Raw genomic sequence first — 21,519 nt, forward strand, 5'->3', positions numbered from 1 at the left:
TTACCTTAATTTCTTTCTCAGTAACCAATCCGTATCTACTTTTTGACCAACCATAAAATGATGTTGGCTAAATTTTTCAAAACCATATCGATTATAAAATGCTTGAGCTTTTGTATTATGCTCCCAAACACCTAGCCAAGCCCAGGAAAAACTATTTTTTCTAGCAAGTTCAAGAGCGAATTCAAACAGTTGCTTACCTAGTCCAAATCCTTGGAATTTTTGTAGCACATAGAGGCGTTGAATTTCAAAAGCATTCTCTAATTCTCTCTCAGTTTGAGCATTTCCCCAGTTGACTTTGAGAAAACCAGCTATCTCCTCTTCATGTATAATGAAAAAGGTTTCGGAGTCAGGATTTTCCAACTCAGTTGCCAAAACTCTCAGACTATAAGCCTCTTCAAAGTATTCCTGTAACTGCTCTTCTGTATTATCATGAGCAAATGTTTCACGAAAGGTTTGTTTGGCTATTTTAGCCAACACCTCAACATCTGCCATTTCTACTTTTCTAATCATTATTTAAACTGTTCTGAGAAGCGGACATCCCCTTGGTAGAATCCACGAATATCGTTGATTCCGTAACGGAGCATAGCTACACGTTCTTGACCTAGACCAAAGGCAAAGCCAGAGTAAACAGTCGCATCGATGCCACTCATTTCAAGGACACGTGGATGAACCATACCGGCACCCATAATTTCGATCCAACCAGTTTTCTTACATACGTTACAGCCTTCTCCGCCACACTTGAAGCAGGAAACATCCACTTCAACAGATGGCTCTGTGAATGGGAAATAAGATGGACGCAGACGGATCTGACGCTCTTCACCGAACATCTTTTGGACAATCAACTGAAGGGTTCCTTGAAGGTCTGCCATGGAAATATTCTTCCCAACAACCAAGCCTTCAATTTGATGGAACTGGTGACTGTGGGTTGCATCGTCCGTGTCACGACGGAAGACACGCCCTGGCGAGATCATCTTCAAAGGACCTTTTGAAAAATCATGGGCATCCATAGCACGCGCCTGCACAGGAGATGTATGAGTACGGAGCAAGATCTCTTCTGTGATATAGAAAGTATCCTGCATATCACGGGCAGGGTGGTCTTTTGGAAGATTCATGCGTTCAAAGTTGTAGTAGTCTTGCTCTACTTCAAAACCATCCACGACTTGGTAACCCATCCCGATAAAGATATCTTCGATTTCTTCACTCGTTTGTGTCAAAACGTGACGGTGACCCGTCGCAACTGGACGACCTGGAAGTGTCACATCGATGCTCTCGCTAGCCAGTTGAGCAGCGACTTTCTTTTCTTCCAAGAGTTTAGCTGCTTCTTCAAAAGCAGCTGTCAAGACATCACGAGCTTCATTGACGTGCTTCCCAATGATTGGACGCATCTCAGCAGAAACATCTTTCATCCCTTTAAGAATCTCCGTAAGCGAACCCTTTTTACCAAGGACTGAGACACGCAAATCTTGCAGCTCTTTTTCTTTTTCAGCAGAAATCTGCTTCAAGCTAGCTAGCGTTTCTTCACGAAGCGCTTTTAATTGTTCTTCAATAGTTGACATAATTCCTCCATCAGTCGCTCGTAGATAAAAAGAAAACCACATGCCAAAAACTCCACTCGGAGCGTTGACACGCGGTACCATCCGTTTTTATCTGACAAGTCAGACCTTTATTTCTGAATCCATAGGCAAGTGAATTCACCCAACTTTCATATAGAGAGCTTGCAGTCACGGCTCTCCTCCCTGATATACTTCCCTTGAGTTACTAGTCTTGCAGATTCCTATTCAATTACTACTTAGTTTATCAGATTTTTACCATTCTTGCAAGACCTATCTCACTTCTGCTTGCCTTTAAATCGCCATTGGAAGCGGAGCTTATCATAGAAGGGAAATTCGATAAACAGGACTCCCAAACCCACACAGAGACTGGCAAGGACATCTGATGGATAATGAACTCCCAGATAGACCCTTGATACCAGTACACTGACTAGGTAGAGACCGAGGACGATTTGCACGATTTTTCTCCAGACCGGATCTTTCATCCGCTGACTAAGAATCACAATCAGAGAACCGACCATCAAGGTTACAGCCAGAGAATGGCCACTTGGAAAAGAAAATCCCTTCTCCTCAACCAAGTGTAAAATAGCTGGTCGTGGACGCTGGTAGATATTTTTAAAGGTCACGATTAAAAGACCTGCCAAAGCCAGATTTCCCAGCATGAAGAAACTTTCTATCTTCCATCGCTTACGATAAAAAAGAAAGGCTGCGATGACAACCCAAGTGATAATCACTGGGATATCAATCAGGCGTGTGATGGCTCGGAAAAGAATAGTCAAGTAATCTGGCAAGTCTCCTCGCACAGCCGTCTGAATCGGTTGGTCAAAACCGACCAGCGTTTCAGGATAAAATTTGACCATGTAGCCAAGAATAACGAAAAGTAAAAGGGCAAAAGAGCCCTTCATTAAAAATGTTTGTTTATCTTTCATAGTGTTTTAAGGTTGGTTTCAAAAGGACGTACAACAACCAGAATGAAACGGAAAAGATTACACCCTCAATCAAGTTAAAAGGTAATACCATGGTCATTAGGTAGTTGGAAAGTCCCAAAATTTTTCCAATATCAAAGTTAGCAAACTTAGCGTACAAAGGAACAGCGTAAACATAGTTGAGAACCAACATTGCTACAGTTAAACCAATAGTCCCAGCTAGAGAGCCTAGTAGGAAGCGAAGGGTTGTGCGTTCCTTTTTCCAAATCAAAGCAAATACGATGACAAAAATTCCCAAAGCTACGATATTCATCGGCAAACCAATGTAAGTATTCACTCCCTGGCTGTTAAGAAGCAATTTCAAGAGTGAGCGAAGCAAGAGAACTCCTAGAGCAGCAGGCAAATCCATGACCACCAGACCCACAAGGACTGGCAAGATACTAAATTCGATCTTGAGGAAGGACGCCGCTGGTAAAAGCGGAAAGTCAAAGTACATCAGCACAAATGAGATGGCTGATAAGATCGCAATGGTCGAAAGTCGACGTGTGTTTGTCATAACAGGTTCCTCCAATTTTCTATAAAATCAGAAGAAGTTAGAAAGGATTCCTCTATCTATTCTCACTTTTTTATATCCCAAAAGTTCCCTCTCACTCTATTAAAGAAAACAAAAGCAAGCGGTTACAATTTAGCTATAAATCTATCAGAACAGACAAAGCTATTCTTTCGTCTTCTCCCATCCAGACTATACTGTCGGTTGTGGAATCTCACCACATCAGCTTGCGCTCGCGGACTTATTTGGCTAAGATATTTTAGATTTATCTAGGCGTCGCAGTCGAAGATAATACTTAAAGTATATCGAGACAAGACAACGACGAGAAAGCTAAAATAGATAGTCAAATTTACCGCCGGTCGGGAATTTCACCCTGCCCTGAAGACTCTTTTATCATAACAAAAAACGCTTGCAAGCGCAAGCATTTTGTTCATTTTCATTTTCATTTTCATTTTTTATTTCAATTTATCTGCTTCATAGGTATGAACGAGCTCAAGACCTGCAAAGTTCTGCTGGCGGAGGGCTTCGTAGACAATCATGCAGACGGTATTAGACACATTGAGACTGCGGACATGTTCATCATTCATGGGAATACGAAGAGCCTTTTCAGGATGTTCGCGCATAAAGTCCTCCGGCAAACCCTTGTCTTCACGTCCAAAGAGAAAATAATGGTCTTCGTCAGTCGATAAATCCACCTCAGAATACACTTTCTCAGCAAATTTCGAAATCAGATAGAGTCTTCCCTTCATCTGAGACATGAAATCATCCAAACTCTCGTAAAAATAAATCTCTAGTTTATCCCAATAATCCAATCCAGCCCGCTTCATCTTACGGTCATCAATAGGAAAGCCCATTGGCTTGATGATGTGGAGGGGAGAATTGGTCGCAGCGCAAGTACGCGCGATATTGCCTGTATTTTGTGGAATTTGAGGTTCAAATAATACAATGTGATTTGTCATGACTTGCTTCCTTTCACCATTGCAAAAAAATAGCCACACTGCCCGGAGTCAAGCTCAGCAAACAGCGTGGTTAAGGCATCGTTAACTTACCTCACAACAGGTTTGAAGTAAATCAGCGAAGCTACTTTCTTAGTATAACACTTTCAGAATCATTGTCAATAGAAACGACTTGATTTTTTCAATTTTTTCAAGCTATTTCCAAGGGTTGTAAAATCGTCCCTGATTCTGCAAGATAAGTAGTAAACTAGCTACTAAAAACAAGGCTGCCAAGAGCAAGGTAAGATAGTCTCCTTTTTTCAAGGCCTGATAACTATACCAAGTGCGTTTTTTCTCTTTCCCAAAGCGTCGAAGCTCCATGGCGGTCGCGATGGTATCAATGCGTTCTAGCGAACTAAAAATCAAGGGAGTGATAATGCGCAGATTGCCTTTGATTCGTTGCATAAGAGAAGCTTTCTTGGATAATTCCATCCCACGCGCTTCCTGAGACATCTTGATGGTAAAGAATTCTTCCTGCAAATCTGGAATATAGCGCAAGGTCAGGCTGACAGAATAGGCAATCTTATAAGGCACACCAATTTGATTTAAACTGGAAGCAAACTGACTAGGATGAGTTGTCATCAAAAAGATAATAGCCAGAGGAATGGTGCAAAGGTACTTAATGGCCAGATTTAACAGATAAAAGAGCTCTTGACTGGTCAGAGTGTAGGCACCGATTCCCTGCCAAATCACACTTCTCTCTCCGTAAAGTCCAACCCCATACTCGGGAGAAAAGAGATAGACCATCAAGACGTTTAAAACGGCAAATACCGTCGCAAAAACGGCTACAAAGGAAACATCTTTAAAACGGATTTCTGACAAATAGAGGAGAAAGACCGAAAAGATGGCAATCAGAACAAGTAGTCTGGTATCATAGCTAATCATGGCCGCCAGTGACACGAGGATGAAAAAGAGGAGTTTTCCAGCTCCTGACAAGCGATGAATCACAGTATCTCTATGCTGGTAACCGATTAATTTTGCCTGCATCCTTCTCTCCTTTCTTTGTAAAATGCAGTTAAAGCAAGTGGTTCCACGTCTAGTTTCTTGGCCAAGTTAAAGATAGAGGTTTCTTTTAGATTGGCTTTTACTAACAACTCTGGATTGCTCAACAGACTAGCTGGATCAGTATCGGCAATCAATTCCCCATCCACCATGACAAGAGCACGATCAGAATAATCCAGCATCAATTGCATATCATGGGTAATCATGACAATGGTATGACCTTTTTGATGCAACTCTTCGAGAAATTCCATAATCTCAGTATAATTCTTCTGGTCTTGACCTGCTGTCGGTTCATCTAGGAGGATAATTTCAGCTCCTAAAACCAAAATCGATGCAATAGTAACACGTTTTTTCTGACCAAATGACAGGGCAGAAATGGGCCAATTACGGAATTCATAAAGACCACAGATTTTCAAAGTTTCATAGACTCTCGTTTCAATTTCCTGCTCGTCCACACCTCGCAAACGAAGTCCCAGAGCTACCTCATCAAAAATCATATTGGTTGAAATCATTTGATTGGGATTTTGTAGCACATAGCCTACTCGTTCCGCCCGCTCTGCAACAGAATCTCCTTTGATATCCTGCCCTTCCCAAAGATAGCGACCTTCCGTCTGGATAAAGCTACTTATAGCCTTGGCTAGGGTTGACTTCCCTGCTCCATTTTTTCCGACAATGGCAATCTTTTCGCCCTTTTTGATATCCAAATGTAGGGACTTTAAAATCGGTCTATCATCATAAGAAAACGACACGTCCTCTAGTCTAAAGAGTGACTGCAATTCTGGGCTTTCTTTTATCAGTTCCGTCCGCAACTGAACCTGGCCTTTTGAGATAGACAAGTTGTCCAAATTTGCTAATTGTTCTTCTTTAGCTAAATCCACACCTAATTGACGGAGAGTCGTTAGATAAAGGGGTTCTCGAATTCCATTTTGGGTCAATAAATCAGTCGCCAGTAACTGGTCAGGACTCCCATTAAAGAGGATACGACCATCGTTTATCAAGACAATCCGATCGACAGGGCGATGCAGAACGTCCTCCAAACGGTGCTCTATAATAAGGGTCGTCGTCCCCTCCTCCTTATGGATCTGATCAATCAATTCGATAATATCTTGACCTGACTTGGGATCCAGATTGGCGAGTGGTTCATCAAACAAGAGAATCGGACTCTCATCAATCAAGACACCAGCTAGACTGACTCGCTGCTTTTGTCCACCTGATAAATCCTGGGGACGCTGAGCTAGTAAAGCGATAAGGTCTAACTTTTCAGCCCATTTATGAACACGATTTTTCATCTCTTCTAGGGCTGTCACATCATTTTCCAGAGCAAAAGCCAAATCCTCTGCTACGGACAAGCCGATAAACTGCCCATCTGTATCCTGCAAAACCGTGCTGACCAGATGAGATTTATCGTAGATGCTCATATCAAAGGCGGCTTGCCCCTTGATCAAAAATTCTCCAGACATCTGGCCCTTGTAAATATTGGGAATAATTCCATTCAAACACTGACCCAAGGTAGATTTACCTGACCCAGATGGCCCAACAATTAAGACTTTCTCTCCCTTGTAAATGGTCAAGTCTACCCCTTGTAAGGTCGGTTCTTGTTGTGTTTCATACCGGAAAGAGAAATCCTTCCACTCAATTATAACTTCTTTCATCTTACTCTCTTTATTCGCTTCTTCTAGTCAATGAAAATCAAAGAGCAAACCAGGAAGCTAGCCGTAGGTTGCTCAAAACACTGTTTTGAGGTTGCAGATAGAGCTGACGCGGTTTGAATTAGATTTTCGCAGAGTATTAGACTTCTATTTTATCATAAATCGAGCCCTTCTTGCAGACTCTTCTCGTAAAATCTTAGCGTCAAAAAGAGTCCTAGCCTAGCTTGCTTGCCTAACTAGTCTATAAACATCGAAAAAGACTGGTTGCCCAGCCTTTTCTCTTATGTTAATCCTTTTTCAAACTTCCTGAACGAGTCTGCGTACGTGAATAAGCTAGCAAGAGAAGGGTACCTGCGATAGCTACAGTTACAGCATTAGCAATTCCCGCAACAATCCCTTGGGCAAATACTTTTTCTGCCGCTTCTTGATAAACCACAACATCTCCAAGTGGTGCCAAGACACCCCAAACAAGAGCGTTTGCGATAATCTGAATGAGGTTAAAGAGGACAATATCCTTCAACTCAAAAACACCCTGTGTTACTCGAATATATTTTCTAAAGAGTCCCACAGCTAGACCAAAGAGACCACTAGCAATAATCCAAGTCCACCAAAGGCCGTAGCCAGCAAGAGAGTCCTTCACTGCATGACCAATTAAACCAACAAGCAATCCCACTAGAGGGCCAAAAATGATAGACAAGAGGCTCTGTACCGCATACTGAAGCTGGATGCTTGTATTTGGAACAGGTGTCGGAATGCTGATCATCCCGATGACAACAAAGAGCGCAGCTCCAACACCGATAGCAACAACTTGTTTAATTGATTGATTTTTCATCTATATTCTCCTATTTTATGATTCTATTTTCTTTATTTCAATGGTCCAAGATGAACCAACACCCACATTATAGGCCTTGGCAAAGGAACCTTGGTTGATAGCCAGACCTAAGCGATAGAGGGAGTTGATGTAAAGGATGGGTTGCCCAATTCTCACATCTGCAAATGATTTGCCATAGACAACCTGATTTTGATAAACCAGCATATCTGCATGATAGATGGTCACTTCAAAACGATCACCGAATTCTGGTTCCAGCTTGTAAAACTCTTCTCGCGTGATAGAGGTCCAAAGCGAACCAAAACGCACATCCAGAATATCAATGGCTCCCTTCACCAGATGATCCTCTATGATAGTCTCTACGACTGGAAGCTCTACAATATGGTCTACACTGAGCTCTGGCCCCACTTCCTCAAAACTAATATGGCCACTGGCCAGTTTAGCACCAGTATAGGCATAAACATCACGACCGTGAAAGGTATAAGAATGCTCTGTATTTTGCCGTCTATTGGCCACTTCAGAAATCTCACGAATAGCTACAATGCCAACGTGTTTCTTGATAAAAGAAAGCGTCCCATTGTCTGGCGTGACAATGTATTGATTTTTTGCAGTCTTGGCAACCACACTCTTACGTTTCGAGCCGACACCTGGATCGACAACCGATACAAATGTCGTTCCCTCAGGCCAGTAATCCACCGTCTGAAAGAGACGGTAACTCCCCCTCAAAAATATTATAAGGCGTAATATCGTGCGTCAAGTGATGGATTTTTAAGGTTGGAGATTCTTCTAAAGCCACTCCAATCATAGCCGATACCGCGCCATCTACCAGACCAAAGTCTGATTGTAATACCAGTAAATTATTATTCATTTTGTCTCCCCGTATGTCCTTTATCATACCATATTTTCTAAAAAGTCGCTAATAGCTATTTCAATTGGTTAGGGTATAGTTTTACCTTATAGCAAATTTCCTACTAAAAACTCTGGTTATTAGCTGGTAGGTGCATTTTTTTTTGAAAAAAGGTATGATAGTTACATAATGAAGAAGTAGGTTTTATTATGAAAATTATCCTTGTCGGAGGGGGAAAAGTTGGTTCTGCCCTCTGTCGCTCTTTGGTTGCAGAAAAGCATGATGTTTTGCTGATTGAGCAAGACGAAGCCGTCCTCAATCATATTGTCAGTCGCTTTGATATCATGGGTATCCTTGGTAACGGAGCTGATTTTGCCATTCTTGAACAAGCCAGCGTCCAAGAATGTGATATCTTTATTGCCCTGACTGAGTACGATGAAGTGAACATGATTGCAGCAGTTCTAGCCAAGAAAATGGGGGCTAAAGAGACCATCGTTCGGGTACGAAATCCTGAATACTCTAACTCTTATTTCAAAGAAAAGAATATTCTCGGTTTTTCTCTTATCGTTAACCCTGAGCTCTTGGCTGCCCGCGCTATCGCGAATATCATTGACTTTCCCAACGCCCTGTCTGTCGAACGCTTTGCCGGTGGACGCGTTAGCCTCATGGAATTTGTCGTCAAATCTACCAGTTGTCTTTGCCAAATGCCCATCTCTGATTTCCGGAAAAAATTTGGCAATGTTATTGTCTGTGCGATAGAGAGAGATCATCAAATTATCATTCCAAGCGGTGACATGACTGTACAGGATAAAGATAGAATCTTTGTCACTGGTAACCGTGTTGACATGATGCTCTTCCATAATTATTTCAAGTCTCGTGCCGTGAAAAGCCTTCTTATTGTTGGAGCTGGTAGAATTGCCTATTATCTACTAGGTATCCTCAAAGACAGTCGTATCGATACCAAGGTTATTGAAATCAATCCTGAAATCGCCAGCTTCTTTAGCGAGAAATTCCCAAACCTCTACATCGTTCAAGGAGATGGTACCGCAAAAGATATCCTGCTGGAAGAAAGTGCTCAAAACTATGATGCCGTTGCGACTCTAACAGGGGTCGATGAGGAGAATCTGATTACCTCTATGTTCCTTGACAGTGTAGGTGTACAGAAAAACATCACTAAGGTCAATCGTACCAGTCTCCTCGAGATTATCAATGCGCCTGATTTTTCAAGTATCATCACACCTAAAAGCATCGCTGTAGATACAATTATGCACTTTATTCGTGGTCGGGTTAATGCCCAGTATTCAGACCTTCAGGCTATGCATCATCTAGCCAATGGCCAAATCGAAACCCTGCAATTCCATATCAAGGAAGCCAATAAAATGACTGCCAAACCTCTTTCTCAACTGAAATTGAAAAAAGGGGTTCTTATTGCGGCTATCATTCGAAAGGGCAAGACTATTTTCCCTACTGGGGAGGATATGTTGGAAGTTGGAGACAAGCTCCTAGTAACAACTTTGTTGCCAAACATCACCAAGATTTATGACTTGATCGCGAGGTAAGAAATGAATAAAAGTATGATTCGTTACCTCCTTTCAAAATTACTTTTGATTGAAGCTGTTCTTCTCTTGGTTCCTGTGTCTGTCGCTGTCTATTACCGTGAATCGAGCCAAGTCTTTACAGCCCTCTTTACAACGATTGGGATTCTCGTATTACTAGGCGGTTCAGGAATTTTACAAAAGCCAAAAAATCAACGGATTTATACCAAGGAAGGAATCTTGATTGTGGCCCTCTGTTGGATCCTTTGGTCTTTCTTTGGCGGTCTCCCCTTTGTTTTTGCTGGGCAAATTCCCAGCGTTATCGATGCCTTTTTTGAGATCAGTTCTGGCTTTACAACTACTGGAGCAACTATCCTGAACGACGTCTCGGTTCTCAGTCGTTCCCTCCTCTTCTGGCGAAGTTTTACCCACTTGATTGGAGGGATGGGAGTGCTTGTTTTTGCACTGGCTATTATGGATAATGCCAAAAATAGCCACCTAGAAGTAATGAAGGCTGAGGTTCCTGGCCCTGTTTTTGGCAAGGTTGTATCCAAACTAAAAAATACCGCCCAGATTCTCTATCTCCTTTATCTAGCTCTCTTCTCCCTCTTTGTCATCATCTATTACCTAGCCGGTATGCCCCTATTTGATAGTTTTGTGATCGCTATGGGGACAGCAGGTACAGGAGGTTTTACAGTCTATAACGATGGAATTGCCCACTATGGTAGCTCACTGATTACCTATCTGGTTAGTATCGGAGTTCTGGTTTTTGGGATAAATTTCAACCTTTACTACTACCTCATGCTCCGTCGTGTCAAGGCCTTCTTTGGTGACGAAGAACTTCGAGCTTACTTGGTCATCGTGCTGGTTTCTACAGGCTTGATTAGCCTTAATACCCTCTATCTCTACCCAGGATTTTCCAAGAGCTTTGAAATGGCCTTCTTCCAGGTTTCCAATATCATTACAACGACTGGTTTTGGTTACGGAGATATTACCAATTGGCCCCTCTTCTCCCAGTTTATCCTTCTCTTCCTCATGATAATCGGTGGTTCTGCTGGTTCAACCGCAGGTGGACTCAAGGTTATTCGAGGCCTCATCCTTTCAAAAATTGCCAAAAACCAAATTTTGTCAATCCTATCGCCCCACCGTGTTTTGACCCTCCATGTTAATAAAACGGTGATTGACAAAGATACCCAGCATAAGATTCTCAAGTACTTTGTCATCTATTCTATGATTTTGCTAGCGCTTATCTTTATTGTCAGCCTAGATAGCAATGATTTCCTGGTTGTGACCAGTGCTGTCTTTAGCTGTTTCAATAATATCGGACCTATTCTAGGAACTACTTCTAGCTTCTCCATCTTTAGTCCTATCTCAAAAATTCTCCTCTCCTTTGCAATGATTGCAGGGCGCTTGGAGATTTATCCAATCCTACTTCTCTTTATGAAGAGAACCTGGTCTAAGAGATAAAATACAACCACACCTTGTTCCATACAAAGTGTGGTGTTTTTATTTTCATACTCTTCGAAAATCAAATACCTCCCGCAACTCAACAAGTATCTTTGAATCTCGGTCAGACATTTCCGTGCCTGACTTAAGGAATTGAAGAGCCAAAAAAACAACCCTCAGTCGACTGACCGAGGGTTATTTATTTTTATTATTCAAGAACTTGATTAGTTCAATGTATCCAAAGCATCATCCATTGAAAGAACTTCGTGGAAGACACGTTGTGTCAATTCAGTTTTTTGTTCTGGAGTGAGGTATTTAGTGTTTACACAGTATCCAGAGATACGTACGATAACATCTTCACCTGACATGATCTTTTCGTAAACATCGTTCAAGTCCATAACGTTCAAGTTGACGTGTTGTCCACCGTTTTCGAAGTAACCATCAAGAATTGTTACTAAGTTATCAACTTGTTCGTCACGAGTTTTACCAAGAGCACGTGGTGATACTTGAGTTGTCAATGAGATACCATCAGCTGCGTAACCAAAGTCAAGGCTAGCAAGTGAGTTCAAGTTTTGCAACCAGCCACCTTTAGCTTTGTTAGATGGGTTAGCACCTGGTGAGAAGAATTCAAGTTTAGACAAGTTCACAGAACCATCTTCGTTGAGGTATACACCTTTGTGGACTGGTGAGTTACCAGTTTGTTTAGAGTAAGCAACGTTAGATGTGATTGTCAAAAGTGATACAGTAGCTTCTGCGTCTTTGTAAAGTTTGTGGCTACGTAGACGAGTTGTGTAAGCTTCAATCAACCATTCTGCCAATTCGTTTGAACGTGGGTCATCTTCACCCCAACGTGGGTATTCACCGATTGTTTCGTAATCGTAGATGTAGCCATTTTCGTCACGGATTGGTTTAACTGTAGCGTATTTGATAGCCGCTAATGTATCAACAGTGTTGGCAAATCCACAGATACCGAATCCCATGTTGGCACGTTGTTTAGTTGGCAAGAAGGCCATTTGAACAGCCTCGTAGTTGTACTTGTCAGTCATGTAGTGGATGATGTTCAAAGCATCTACGTAAGTGTCAGTCAACCAGTCAAGAGATTTTTCAAAGTTAGCTTTAACTGATTCAAATTCAAGAACTTCGTCACGGATTGGTTCGATGTCAAATACTTTGTAGTCTTTGTGAACATCGTCGTAACCACCGTTCAAACCAGTAAGAAGAGCTTTAAGAACGTTTACACGCGCACCGAAGTACTGGATGTTGTGGCGTTGATCTTCATTTTCTGGGTCAAGTGGAGACACACAGCATGAAATACAGCTCATTTCACCATATCCGTCTTTAGCCATTGTTGTTACACCTTCGTATTGGATAGAAGAGTGTTTATGGCTCATATGCATACAGTAGCGACGGAAGTTGTATGGCAATTTGTCAGTCCAAAGAACTGTCAAGTTTGGTTCTGGAGAGTTACCGATATTGTCAAGAGTGTTCAAGAAACGGTAGTCCATCTTAGTAACACGGTGGCGACCGTCGTTACCCATACCAGCCATAGAAGTTGTGATGAAGGTTGGGTCACCTGAGTACAATTGGTCATAAGCTTTTGTACGAGCAAATTTAACTGTACGAAGTTTCATAACGAAATCATCAACAAATTCTTGGATTTCTGATTCAGTAAATGTACCACGAGCAAGGTCACGTTCTGCAAAGATATCGAGTACGATTGGCACACGTCCTAGAGATGTAGCCGCACCGTTGATCACACGGCAAACAGCCATGAAGGCAATGTTTACCCATTGAATCGCTTCTTTTACGTTCATCGCTGGTTTGCGAACGTCAACTCCGTAAAGGTCACCCAAGCGAACAACTTGTTGCAATGCTTGGTATTGAAGGTTTACTTCTTCACGAAGACGGATTGTTTCTTCGTCAATTTCTTTGATCGCATTCCAGTCGTTTACTTTTTCTTGCATCAAGTAGTCTGCACCGTAAAGAGCAAGACGTGCGTAAACACCGATGATACGTCCACGTGAGTAGGCATCTGGAAGACCAGTTACAGTGTGTGCGTGACGTGCGCGACGAATGTTTGAAGTGTAGGCACGGAAAATACCATCGTTAACTGTTGTTACGTATTTAGTGAAAATTTCATGAACAGCTGGATCTGGTTCGTATCCATTTTCTTTCAAAGTAGTTTCAGCCATACGGATACCACCTTTTGGCATGAAGTTCAATTTGAAGAGTTCATCATTTTGGATACCGAAAATCACTTCGTTTTCTTTGTCGATAAATCCAGCAGGAATATCAGCAATAGATGTTGGACGAGTGTCCATTGGGAAACGAGTTTCTTCGTAGTGAGCCTTCGTTTCTTCTACAATTTTTTTGATGTGAAGTGAACGTTCTGTTGGTCCTGCAAGGAAGCTTTCGTCTCCATCGTAAGGTGTGTAGTTAGCTTGTACAAAGCGTGATACACTTGCTTTTTCTTTCCAATCTACGCCTTTGAAACCTTCCCAAGCTTTGTCAAAAATATCTTGTGCTTCAACAACTGTCTTAACAACCATGTTAATTCCTCTTTTTTCTTTCTAGTAACAGCCATCTGTTACATTCATGTATTCAGTATAACACACAGTAACCGATTTCAACAAGCAAAAACCGGCTTTTTTGTCACTTTCTTTTCTAATACAGTCTGTTTTTTGATACAATCTGTATTATATTTTTGAAAAAAATAAAGCATTTTTTCTTTTTTTCAGAAAAAAGGGTATAATAAAAGAAAATAAGCAGTAATGCTCAATAAAAATCAAAAAACAAACTAGGAAGCTAGCCACAGACTGCTCAAAGCACTGCTTTGAGGTTGTGGATAGAACTGACGAAGTCAGTAACCATATATCTGCTCCAAGATGAAGCTGACGGGGGTTGAAGAGATTTTCGAAGAGTATAGAAAGGAGCTATGCATGTTGATTTTTCCCTTGTTAAATGATTTGTCAAGAAAAATCATCCATATTGACATGGATGCCTTTTTTGCTGCCGTGGAAATCAGGGATAATCCTAAACTCAGAGGAAAACCTGTCATTATCGGAAGCGACCCTCGGCAAACAGGTGGGCGGGGAGTCGTTTCTACCTGTAGCTATGAGGCACGAGCTTTTGGCATCCATTCTGCCATGAGTTCCAAGGAAGCTTATGAGCGCTGTCCCCAAGCTATCTTTATCTCAGGAAATTATGAGAAATACAAATCTGTGGGCCTCCAGATTCGAGCTATTTTTAAGCGCTATACAGATTTGATTGAACCTATGAGTATTGACGAGGCTTATTTGGATGTAACAGAAAATAAACTCGGTATCAAGTCGGCAGTCAAAATCGCTCGCCTCATTCAAGAGGATATTTGGCAAGAACTCCATTTAACTGCTTCTGCCGGTGTTTCCTACAACAAGTTCTTAGCAAAGATGGCTAGTGATTATCAAAAACCACATGGTCTGACAGTGATTTTACCTGACCAAGCTGAAGATTTTCTCAAACAAATGGATGTTTCCAAGTTTCATGGAGTAGGAAAAAAGACGGTGGAACGTCTTCACCAAATGGGCGTTTTTACTGGTGCTGATCTACTTGAAGTTCCTGAAGTGACCCTAATAGACCGCTTTGGCAGACTGGGCTATGACCTGTATCGAAAGGCTCGAGGTATTCATAATTCCCCCGTCAAATCCAATCGCGTCCGTAAATCAATCGGAAAGGAGAAAACCTACGGGAAGATTCTCCGTGCCGAGGAAGATATCAAAAAAGAGCTGACTCTCCTATCAGAAAGAGTCGCTCTCAATCTACATCAACAAGAAAAAGCTGGAAAAATTGTCATTTTGAAAATCCGCTATGCTGACTTTTCTACAATGACTAAGCGGAAAAGCTTAGCTCAAAAGATTCAAGATGCTGAAACTATTTCACAAATGGCTATCCAACTTTACGAATCTCTGACAGATAAAGATAAAGACGTTCGCTTATTGGGTGTCACTGTGACTGGATTTTAAAGCCTTGAAGGAAGCAACTTCCCACAAGGCTTTTTTCTTATACAAATAAACGGACAAAGCTATAAAATAGCAAGACACTACCAAGCACGATACGGTATTTACCAAAAAGGGTAAAGTCGTGTTTTTTCACATAGCTTGTCAAGAAACGAATAGCCACCATGCTGACTGCAAAAGCGACGCCCATCGCAACCAAGAGCAAGAATAATTGTCCAAAGCTCAAGAGCTGTCCTGCTTTTACAAATTTGAAAATCTTTAAGGCACTAGCTCCAAACATAACTGGAATTCCAAGATAGAAGGTAAATTCTGTCACAACAGAACGACTGGTTCCATTTAACAAACCACCGACAATCGTTGCCCCAGAACGACTCGTTCCCGGTAAAAGGGCAAGAACTTGGAAGAGGCCGATATAGAAGGCTGTCGTATAAGGAAGCTTATCCAACTCTGTTACACTTGGCTCGATAGCACGCGCCTTATTGCGCTTTTCCAAATAGATAAAGGCAATCCCATAGATAATCAACATGAGAGCAACAGAAACCATATTATGAAAATGGGTATCAAACCAATCATCAAACTTAAATACAGCAAGCAAAGGTAAAGTAGCTACAAGAACTTTAGACCACAATTGCCAAGTTTGACGAACTTCCTGCTTGTCTTTACTTGGTTTAAAGGGATTTAGTTTATTAAAGTAAATCACCATAACCGCTAAAATAGCACCAAGCTGAATTACAACATTAAACATGGACATAAAGGCTTCATTCTGATTTTGGTATTGGATAAATTCCTCTGCTAGAATCAAGTGACCTGTACTAGAGATCGGCAGCCATTCCGTAATTCCTTCAACAATCCCGAAGAAGATAGATTTTAAAATTTCAATAAGATACATAGATTACTCCTTTTTTCTATCTTCCATTATAGCATACTTTTCAGTCTATGGCAGTTCTCTTTAAAAGGCGCCGATACTACCGCCTCCTCCGCCTCCAGAGAAGCCACCGCCAGAACTTCCACTTCCAGAAGATACGGAGTAGGTACTTGCTGTATTTGCGACACTAGCATAATGGCTCATTTGCGCGCTTGAATGATAAAACATACTATGCCAGCCATAAGCTACATAGAGATTGATATCTGGATTTTCTACTTGAATCTGATGCACCTTCATCAAATGACTGACCTTGTCTGCATAGCCAAATAAGGTCGCATAGACCAAAAGGCGATTCCAAAGTACAATACTTTCCAGTTCAGCCTGATCCAATCGTGCAATCTCACGTAACATATTTTCAAAACTGGTCCAGAGATAGTAGACTTCTGCTCCTGCTTCATTTAGGACACCATCACGGTTATCTAATCGAAGCTTCCAATAATAGAAAACAGCCAAAACCAAACCTAGAAAACCAAGTATTGCCAAGGGGATGTAAAGATAGCCATGAACGTCTAAACTGTACAAGAACAAACCAAATCCAATAAAAAGAGGTAGAATCGTAGAGAGTCCCATACCCACTTGCAAGGCCTTTTCCCCACCAGTTAAAGGACGATAATAATCTGGGAGCCCCCAGAAGGAAACTCGCTCTCGCACTCCTTCTTGCATCTCTTTTAATACTGCTTCGAAAGAAGATTTGAGCTGAATCCCTCTTGCTTGAATCCGTTTCTCATCAGCAGCTTTAGCTCCGCGATAAAGGCTGTCAGATACCTTGTAATCCGCAAACAAATTGGAAAGAGTGGCTTCTTTTTTGCCTGAAAAGGCTAGATTTAGACAGTCTCTCTCAAAGCTTGACAAACCATCTTCTTTTACCAGCCTCAAGCCAACTGCATCTCCTTCTGAAATGATAGAGACATTCCCACGGTCTATCACATCTAACAAGGTAGCTTGAACAAGTTGGTCAAAGGTGAATTTACCAGCTCCTTTGGTTAGAGGACTCACTTCATCCAAAGAGGTCGAGTAGACAGCCTCCGATAAAACCATAGGCTCCAATTCCATTGGCGGTTCATAGAGACGATGATTTTTGGCATATTTAACTGAAGGGGTGGTCTTTTTTCTATAGATAAGATAGAAACAGGCACTCAATAACAAAGAGATGGAAAGTGTAGAAGGGAAGACCCAAGTAAGGAGTTGTTTACTTTGCTCCTTTTCTTTAACAATCGAGTCTTCTATCTTATTAAACTCTTCTAAACGATTCCCTTTTAAACCCTGATCTCTAGCACTAGCAAAATCGGTCCGAGGCCAATAGGCATGCAATTCAACTCCACGCTTAGGCGGAAGATTGTCCAAACGAATAATATAATCAAGATTACTCTTTTCAACCGTTCCCTCTCTAAAAAGTTTGCCTGTATGGAAAAAGAGTTTTTCAGCCCCCTTGTCTCCCCTTACATGAAATTCAAACTTTCCAATAGTTCCTGAACTATCTGTTAAAGGTTGCCAATTTAATTCAGCGATGTCATCATATAGGAAAAGCAAATTTTTTAAATTCCATGTGAGGACAACTTCAACTGTATCGCCTTCCTGACCGGGGTTATAGACTTTCACAGTATAACCATCCGCTTCTTCTGCCACTTCGCTAGTAACATCTGTCAGTTCAGCACCATTTTTCGCAGCCTGAACCTTTGGATGAGAATCTATCTCAAACCCGCTAGGCATCTTGCCAGCACGTCCAAGTCCCACGATTTGGCCCTTAAAGTCCTCCTCAAACTGGTAAACTATCTTCTGTCTAAATTCTGCTGTATTGTCTGCATGAATATACAAATCCCCTTGATAAGAGTTTATCTTGAAATCAATGGCAAAAACAGAGAATGGCAGAAGGCAAAACAAGCCTAACACTAGTAAGAAAAAAGTTTTTTTCATCAACTAAGCCCCCCTTTTTATCTTTGCTATCATTATATCATTTTTTCATAAGTAAAGGCTTACCTATATTGAAAAATAGAGTTTTTTTCGATAAAATAGGAGACAGTTATTTTTTAATAGATTAGAAATAGGAGAAATCATGAGAAAAATATACTTATCTATTTTCACAAGTCTCTTGCTGATGCTGGGACTTGTCAATGTTGCTCATGCTGATGAATATTTACGCATCGGGATGGAAGCAGCATATGCTCCCTTTAACTGGACTCAAGACGATGATAGCAATGGAGCTGTCAAAATCGATGGAACTAACCAGTATGCTAACGGATACGATGTTCAAATCGCCAAGAAAATCGCTAAGGACTTAGGTAAAGAACCTTTGGTTGTTAAAACCAAGTGGGAAGGCCTAGTCCCTGCCCTTACTTCTGGTAAGATTGACATGATTATCGCAGGTATGAGTCCTACTGCCGAGCGTAAACAAGAAATTGCCTTTTCAAGCAGTTACTACACTAGCGAACCAGTTCTACTAGTTAAAAAAGATTCTGCCTACGCAAATGCCAAATCTTTGGATGACTTTAACGGTGCGAAAATTACTTCTCAACAAGGGGTCTACCTCTACGACTTGATTACACAAATCCCGGGTGCTAAAAAAGAAACTGCCATGGGAGACTTCGCTCAAATGCGTCAAGCTCTTGAGGCCGGTGTTATCGATGCCTATGTTTCTGAACGCCCAGAAGCTCTGACTGCTGAAACTGCTAACTCTAAGTTTAAAATGGTTCAAGTAGAACCAGGTTTTAAAACAGGAGAAGAAGATACAGCTATCGCTATCGGACTTCGTAAAGATGATCATCGCATTAGCCAAATCAATGCTAGCATTGAAACTATTTCAAAAGACGACCAAGTTGCCTTGATGGATCGTATGATCAAAGAGCAACCTGCCGAAGCTACAACAACTGAAGAGACTAGCAGTAGTTTCTTTAGCCAAGTCGCTAAAATTCTTTCTGAAAACTGGCAACAACTCTTGCGTGGTGCTGGTGTCACTCTCTTAATCTCTATCGTCGGAACCATCACAGGTCTCATTATTGGACTTGCCATTGGTGTCTTCCGTACTGCTCCACTATCTGAAAACAAAGCCATTTACGGCCTACAAAAACTAATCGGCTGGATCCTCAATGTCTACATTGAAATTTTCCGTGGTACACCAATGATTGTTCAATCGATGGTTATCTACTATGGAACTGCCCAAGCTTTCGGTATCAACCTTGACCGTACACTAGCTGCTATCTTCATCGTTTCAATCAATACCGGTGCCTACATGACTGAAATCGTCCGTGGTGGTATCCTAGCAGTTGACAAGGGACAATTTGAAGCTGCGACTGCTCTTGGTATGACTCATAACCAAACCATGCGTAAGATTGTCCTACCTCAGGTCGTCCGCAACATCCTACCAGCAACTGGTAATGAATTTGTCATCAATATCAAAGATACATCTGTATTGAACGTTATCTCTGTTGTCGAACTTTATTTCTCAGGAAATACCGTGGCAACACAAACCTATCAATACTTCCAGACATTTACAATCATCGCCGTGATTTACTTTGTCCTCACCTTCACCGTAACACGTATCCTACGCTTCATCGAACGCCGCATGGACATGGATACCTATACTACAGGTGCTAACCAAATGCAAACGGAGGATTTGAAATAATGACACAAGCAATCCTTGAAATTAAACACCTCAAAAAATCCTATGGACAAAACGAAGTGCTAAAAGACATTTCACTCACTGTCCACAAGGGCGAGGTCATCTCTATCATCGGAAGCTCTGGAAGCGGAAAATCAACCTTCCTACGCTCCATTAACCTTCTTGAAACACCAACTGATGGACAAATCCTTTATCATGGACAAAACGTCCTTGAAAAAGGCTATGACCTCACGCAATACCGTGAAAAATTGGGGATGGTGTTCCAATCCTTTAACCTCTTTGAAAATCTCAACGTGCTTGAAAACACAATTGTCGCTCAGACAACTGTCCTTAAACGCGAACGTACAGAAGCTGAAAAGATGGCCAAAGAAAACCTAGAAAAGGTCGGTATGGGAGAACGCTACTGGCAAGCCAAACCAAAACAACTCTCAGGTGGCCAAAAACAACGTGTAGCCATCGCACGTGCCCTCTCCATGAATCCAGATGCTATTCTCTTTGATGAACCAACATCAGCTCTCGATCCAGAAATGGTTGGAGAAGTCCTCAAAATCATGCAGGAACTTGCCAAAGAAGGCTTGACTATGATTGTAGTGACTCACGAGATGGAATTTGCTCGTGATGTCTCTCACCGTGTTATCTTTATGGATAAGGGTGTGATTGCTGAAGAAGGTAAACCAGAAGACCTCTTCACCAATCCTAAAGAAGAGCGAACAAAAGAATTTCTTCAACGCTATCTCAAATAAAAAGAAAAGGCTGCAGCAATTGTGCAGTCTTTTTGCTGTCCTGAAAATAAAAAGGCAGATCCAATTCAAGAATCCGCCATTATCCAAAGATTAATCTTCAAATTTTTCATGATTTTTATCATAGAAATCAATTAAACCTAGAGCCGTTTCAAACGAAATATTTTTTACTTTTGCACGCCCCTGCGCTAGAGCAATGATAGACATTTCACGTGCATTCGTTTCTTTAGAGATACGGTAGCCTGTGATTTTCTTATCACGAACCCAGCCAACAACTGATTCTACTTTTTCAAAGTTTGACTTAGTCATGTCCTTCTCCTATTTTCTTCTTTACGGTATTTAATTGTATACGTTTTTATGACTTTTGTCAATAAAAAAACATATATTCAATAAAATTAATGATTTATTTTTCTATTACTATCTTATTAAAGCCGATAATATATAGGTTTTGACTTACTATAAACCATTAGTAAATACTTTTAAAACAATTGTATTATTAACTCTTTTGTTTGTAAAAATATTCATAATTTACAAATACCAGTTCGGGATAGGTTAGACAGGTTTTATCTTCAACTTTATTCTATTTATCCAACTTTTAAACGATATTTCTAATAGCGGAAGACTTTCTCTCCACACTATTACTAACTATTATTTCTCTCCTCCTTCTTTGATTTTCTTCCTGCCTTTATAAATGCTTTTCACTTTCTCAACTGGTACTATTTATTTCCTTTATCAAGATTCCTTTTTGTTTCTTCAAACTCAAAAAGATTAGTATTTAAGAAACAATAGTATCCTATCTTTCAACATTTTCTACTGTTTTTACCTTCTTAGTATCTCATCACTTTTTTCAATTACCTCATTATAAGGTTTTCTATTCGTGTTGATTATTTTTCTAATTCCTATTAGATTTAGAC

At 41.0% G+C, this 21,519-nt stretch carries 17 protein-coding genes, 1 pseudogene and 1 riboswitch; of the genes and pseudogenes, 5 read left to right on the forward strand and 13 right to left on the reverse strand.

Annotated features, from left to right (window positions below):
• The 9 genes and pseudogenes from UKS_RS08275 to UKS_RS08315 form a co-directional block, all read right to left on the reverse strand.
• A complete protein-coding gene (locus UKS_RS08275) occupies positions 1–510 on the reverse strand; it encodes a GNAT family N-acetyltransferase (protein WP_156012668.1) in 510 nt (169 codons plus the stop codon).
• The gene (gene pheS / locus UKS_RS08280) at positions 510–1,556 is read right to left on the reverse strand and encodes a phenylalanine--tRNA ligase subunit alpha (protein WP_156012671.1); all 1,047 of its coding nucleotides are present in this window, start codon (positions 1,554–1,556) and stop codon (positions 510–512) included. Before pheS ends, UKS_RS08275 begins: the two co-directional genes overlap by 1 nt.
• 272 nt (positions 1,557–1,828) lie before the next feature.
• Positions 1,829–2,479, reverse strand: a complete 651-nt coding sequence (locus UKS_RS08285; protein WP_156012673.1) for a phosphatase PAP2 family protein — start codon at positions 2,477–2,479, stop codon at positions 1,829–1,831.
• A complete protein-coding gene (locus UKS_RS08290; protein WP_156012675.1) occupies positions 2,469–3,032 on the reverse strand; it encodes an ECF transporter S component in 564 nt (187 codons plus the stop codon). Before UKS_RS08290 ends, UKS_RS08285 begins: the two co-directional genes overlap by 11 nt.
• A 165-nt stretch (positions 3,033–3,197) precedes the next feature.
• Positions 3,198–3,416: riboswitch (FMN riboswitch) on the reverse strand.
• Positions 3,417–3,481: 65 nt separating this feature from the next.
• The gene (locus tag UKS_RS08295; protein WP_156012676.1) at positions 3,482–3,985 is read right to left on the reverse strand and encodes a tRNA (cytidine(34)-2'-O)-methyltransferase; all 504 of its coding nucleotides are present in this window, start codon (positions 3,983–3,985) and stop codon (positions 3,482–3,484) included.
• 192 nt (positions 3,986–4,177) lie between these two features.
• A complete protein-coding gene (locus UKS_RS08300) occupies positions 4,178–5,008 on the reverse strand; it encodes an energy-coupling factor transporter transmembrane component T family protein (protein WP_001148089.1) in 831 nt (276 codons plus the stop codon).
• The gene (locus tag UKS_RS08305; protein WP_156012678.1) at positions 4,993–6,675 is read right to left on the reverse strand and encodes an ABC transporter ATP-binding protein; all 1,683 of its coding nucleotides are present in this window, start codon (positions 6,673–6,675) and stop codon (positions 4,993–4,995) included. Before UKS_RS08305 ends, UKS_RS08300 begins: the two co-directional genes overlap by 16 nt.
• A 283-nt stretch (positions 6,676–6,958) precedes the next feature.
• Positions 6,959–7,504 carry an ECF-type riboflavin transporter substrate-binding protein gene (locus UKS_RS08310; RefSeq protein ID WP_156012680.1) on the reverse strand — a complete coding sequence of 182 codons (546 nt, stop codon included), beginning with the start codon at positions 7,502–7,504 and terminating at the stop codon, positions 6,959–6,961.
• A gap of 15 nt (positions 7,505–7,519) precedes the next feature.
• A pseudogene (locus tag UKS_RS08315) lies at positions 7,520–8,369 on the reverse strand (SAM hydrolase/SAM-dependent halogenase family protein).
• A 188-nt stretch (positions 8,370–8,557) separates the two neighbouring features.
• Between UKS_RS08315 and trkA the strand changes: the two are divergent.
• Both trkA and UKS_RS08325 read left to right on the forward strand, forming a co-directional pair.
• Entirely contained in the window at positions 8,558–9,907 is a 1,350-nt protein-coding gene (trkA, locus tag UKS_RS08320; protein WP_156012682.1) for a Trk system potassium transporter TrkA, read from the forward strand.
• Positions 9,908–9,910: 3 nt separating this feature from the next.
• Entirely contained in the window at positions 9,911–11,350 is a 1,440-nt protein-coding gene (locus UKS_RS08325; RefSeq protein ID WP_156012684.1) for a TrkH family potassium uptake protein, read from the forward strand.
• Between the two features lie 203 nt (positions 11,351–11,553).
• Here UKS_RS08325 and pflB read toward each other — a convergent pair whose 3' ends face one another.
• Positions 11,554–13,878, reverse strand: a complete 2,325-nt coding sequence (gene pflB, locus UKS_RS08330) for a formate C-acetyltransferase (protein ID WP_156012686.1) — start codon at positions 13,876–13,878, stop codon at positions 11,554–11,556.
• A 390-nt stretch (positions 13,879–14,268) separates the two neighbouring features.
• Between pflB and dinB the strand changes: the two genes are divergently transcribed.
• Positions 14,269–15,330: a DNA polymerase IV gene (dinB, locus tag UKS_RS08335; protein ID WP_156012688.1), complete on the forward strand. Its 1,062-nt coding sequence runs from the start codon at positions 14,269–14,271 to the stop codon at positions 15,328–15,330.
• A gap of 37 nt (positions 15,331–15,367) precedes the next feature.
• On the opposite strand, the gene UKS_RS08340 is transcribed toward dinB, so the two are convergent.
• Both UKS_RS08340 and UKS_RS08345 read right to left on the reverse strand, forming a co-directional pair.
• Positions 15,368–16,213 carry an undecaprenyl-diphosphate phosphatase gene (locus UKS_RS08340; RefSeq protein WP_049497230.1) on the reverse strand — a complete coding sequence of 282 codons (846 nt, stop codon included), beginning with the start codon at positions 16,211–16,213 and terminating at the stop codon, positions 15,368–15,370.
• Between the two features lie 60 nt (positions 16,214–16,273).
• Entirely contained in the window at positions 16,274–18,163 is a 1,890-nt protein-coding gene (locus tag UKS_RS08345) for a DUF2207 domain-containing protein (RefSeq protein ID WP_156012690.1), read from the reverse strand.
• Between the two features lie 139 nt (positions 18,164–18,302).
• On the opposite strand from UKS_RS08345, the gene UKS_RS08350 reads away from it, so the two are divergent.
• Both UKS_RS08350 and UKS_RS08355 read left to right on the forward strand, forming a co-directional pair.
• Positions 18,303–19,868 carry an ABC transporter substrate-binding protein/permease gene (locus UKS_RS08350; RefSeq protein ID WP_049497234.1) on the forward strand — a complete coding sequence of 522 codons (1,566 nt, stop codon included), beginning with the start codon at positions 18,303–18,305 and terminating at the stop codon, positions 19,866–19,868.
• Positions 19,868–20,608: an amino acid ABC transporter ATP-binding protein gene (locus UKS_RS08355; protein ID WP_049497236.1), complete on the forward strand. Its 741-nt coding sequence runs from the start codon at positions 19,868–19,870 to the stop codon at positions 20,606–20,608. Before UKS_RS08350 ends, UKS_RS08355 begins: the two co-directional genes overlap by 1 nt.
• Before the next feature lie 90 nt (positions 20,609–20,698).
• Here UKS_RS08355 and UKS_RS08360 read toward each other — a convergent pair whose 3' ends face one another.
• On the reverse strand, positions 20,699–20,914 hold the full coding sequence (locus UKS_RS08360) for a capsule biosynthesis transcriptional regulator (RefSeq protein WP_049497238.1): 216 nt from the start codon (positions 20,912–20,914) through the stop codon (positions 20,699–20,701).
• Between the last annotated feature and the right edge of the window lie 605 nt (positions 20,915–21,519).

Origin of the sequence: Streptococcus sp. 116-D4, from assembly GCF_009731465.1 — a bacterium.
GTDB lineage: Bacteria > Bacillota > Bacilli > Lactobacillales > Streptococcaceae > Streptococcus > Streptococcus pseudopneumoniae_E.

What these genes read in the sequence shown, in the direction of transcription:
- UKS_RS08290 (WP_156012675.1), bottom strand. Translation starts at nt 3,032, where the DNA reads ATGACAAACACACGTCGACTTTCGACCATTGCGATCTTATCAGCCATC.
- UKS_RS08285 (WP_156012673.1), bottom strand. Translation starts at nt 2,479, where the DNA reads ATGAAAGATAAACAAACATTTTTAATGAAGGGCTCTTTTGCCCTTTTA.
- UKS_RS08355 (WP_049497236.1), top strand. Translation starts at nt 19,868, where the DNA reads ATGACACAAGCAATCCTTGAAATTAAACACCTCAAAAAATCCTATGGA.
- UKS_RS08310 (WP_156012680.1), bottom strand. Translation starts at nt 7,504, where the DNA reads ATGAAAAATCAATCAATTAAACAAGTTGTTGCTATCGGTGTTGGAGCT.
- pheS (WP_156012671.1), bottom strand. Translation starts at nt 1,556, where the DNA reads ATGTCAACTATTGAAGAACAATTAAAAGCGCTTCGTGAAGAAACGCTA.
- dinB (WP_156012688.1), top strand. Translation starts at nt 14,269, where the DNA reads ATGTTGATTTTTCCCTTGTTAAATGATTTGTCAAGAAAAATCATCCAT.
- UKS_RS08360 (WP_049497238.1), bottom strand. Translation starts at nt 20,914, where the DNA reads ATGACTAAGTCAAACTTTGAAAAAGTAGAATCAGTTGTTGGCTGGGTT.
- UKS_RS08350 (WP_049497234.1), top strand. Translation starts at nt 18,303, where the DNA reads ATGAGAAAAATATACTTATCTATTTTCACAAGTCTCTTGCTGATGCTG.
- UKS_RS08305 (WP_156012678.1), bottom strand. Translation starts at nt 6,675, where the DNA reads ATGAAAGAAGTTATAATTGAGTGGAAGGATTTCTCTTTCCGGTATGAA.
- trkA (WP_156012682.1), top strand. Translation starts at nt 8,558, where the DNA reads ATGAAAATTATCCTTGTCGGAGGGGGAAAAGTTGGTTCTGCCCTCTGT.
- UKS_RS08345 (WP_156012690.1), bottom strand. Translation starts at nt 18,163, where the DNA reads ATGAAAAAAACTTTTTTCTTACTAGTGTTAGGCTTGTTTTGCCTTCTG.
- UKS_RS08340 (WP_049497230.1), bottom strand. Translation starts at nt 16,213, where the DNA reads ATGTATCTTATTGAAATTTTAAAATCTATCTTCTTCGGGATTGTTGAA.
- UKS_RS08325 (WP_156012684.1), top strand. Translation starts at nt 9,911, where the DNA reads ATGAATAAAAGTATGATTCGTTACCTCCTTTCAAAATTACTTTTGATT.
- UKS_RS08295 (WP_156012676.1), bottom strand. Translation starts at nt 3,985, where the DNA reads ATGACAAATCACATTGTATTATTTGAACCTCAAATTCCACAAAATACA.
- UKS_RS08275 (WP_156012668.1), bottom strand. Translation starts at nt 510, where the DNA reads ATGATTAGAAAAGTAGAAATGGCAGATGTTGAGGTGTTGGCTAAAATA.
- UKS_RS08300 (WP_001148089.1), bottom strand. Translation starts at nt 5,008, where the DNA reads ATGCAGGCAAAATTAATCGGTTACCAGCATAGAGATACTGTGATTCAT.
- pflB (WP_156012686.1), bottom strand. Translation starts at nt 13,878, where the DNA reads ATGGTTGTTAAGACAGTTGTTGAAGCACAAGATATTTTTGACAAAGCT.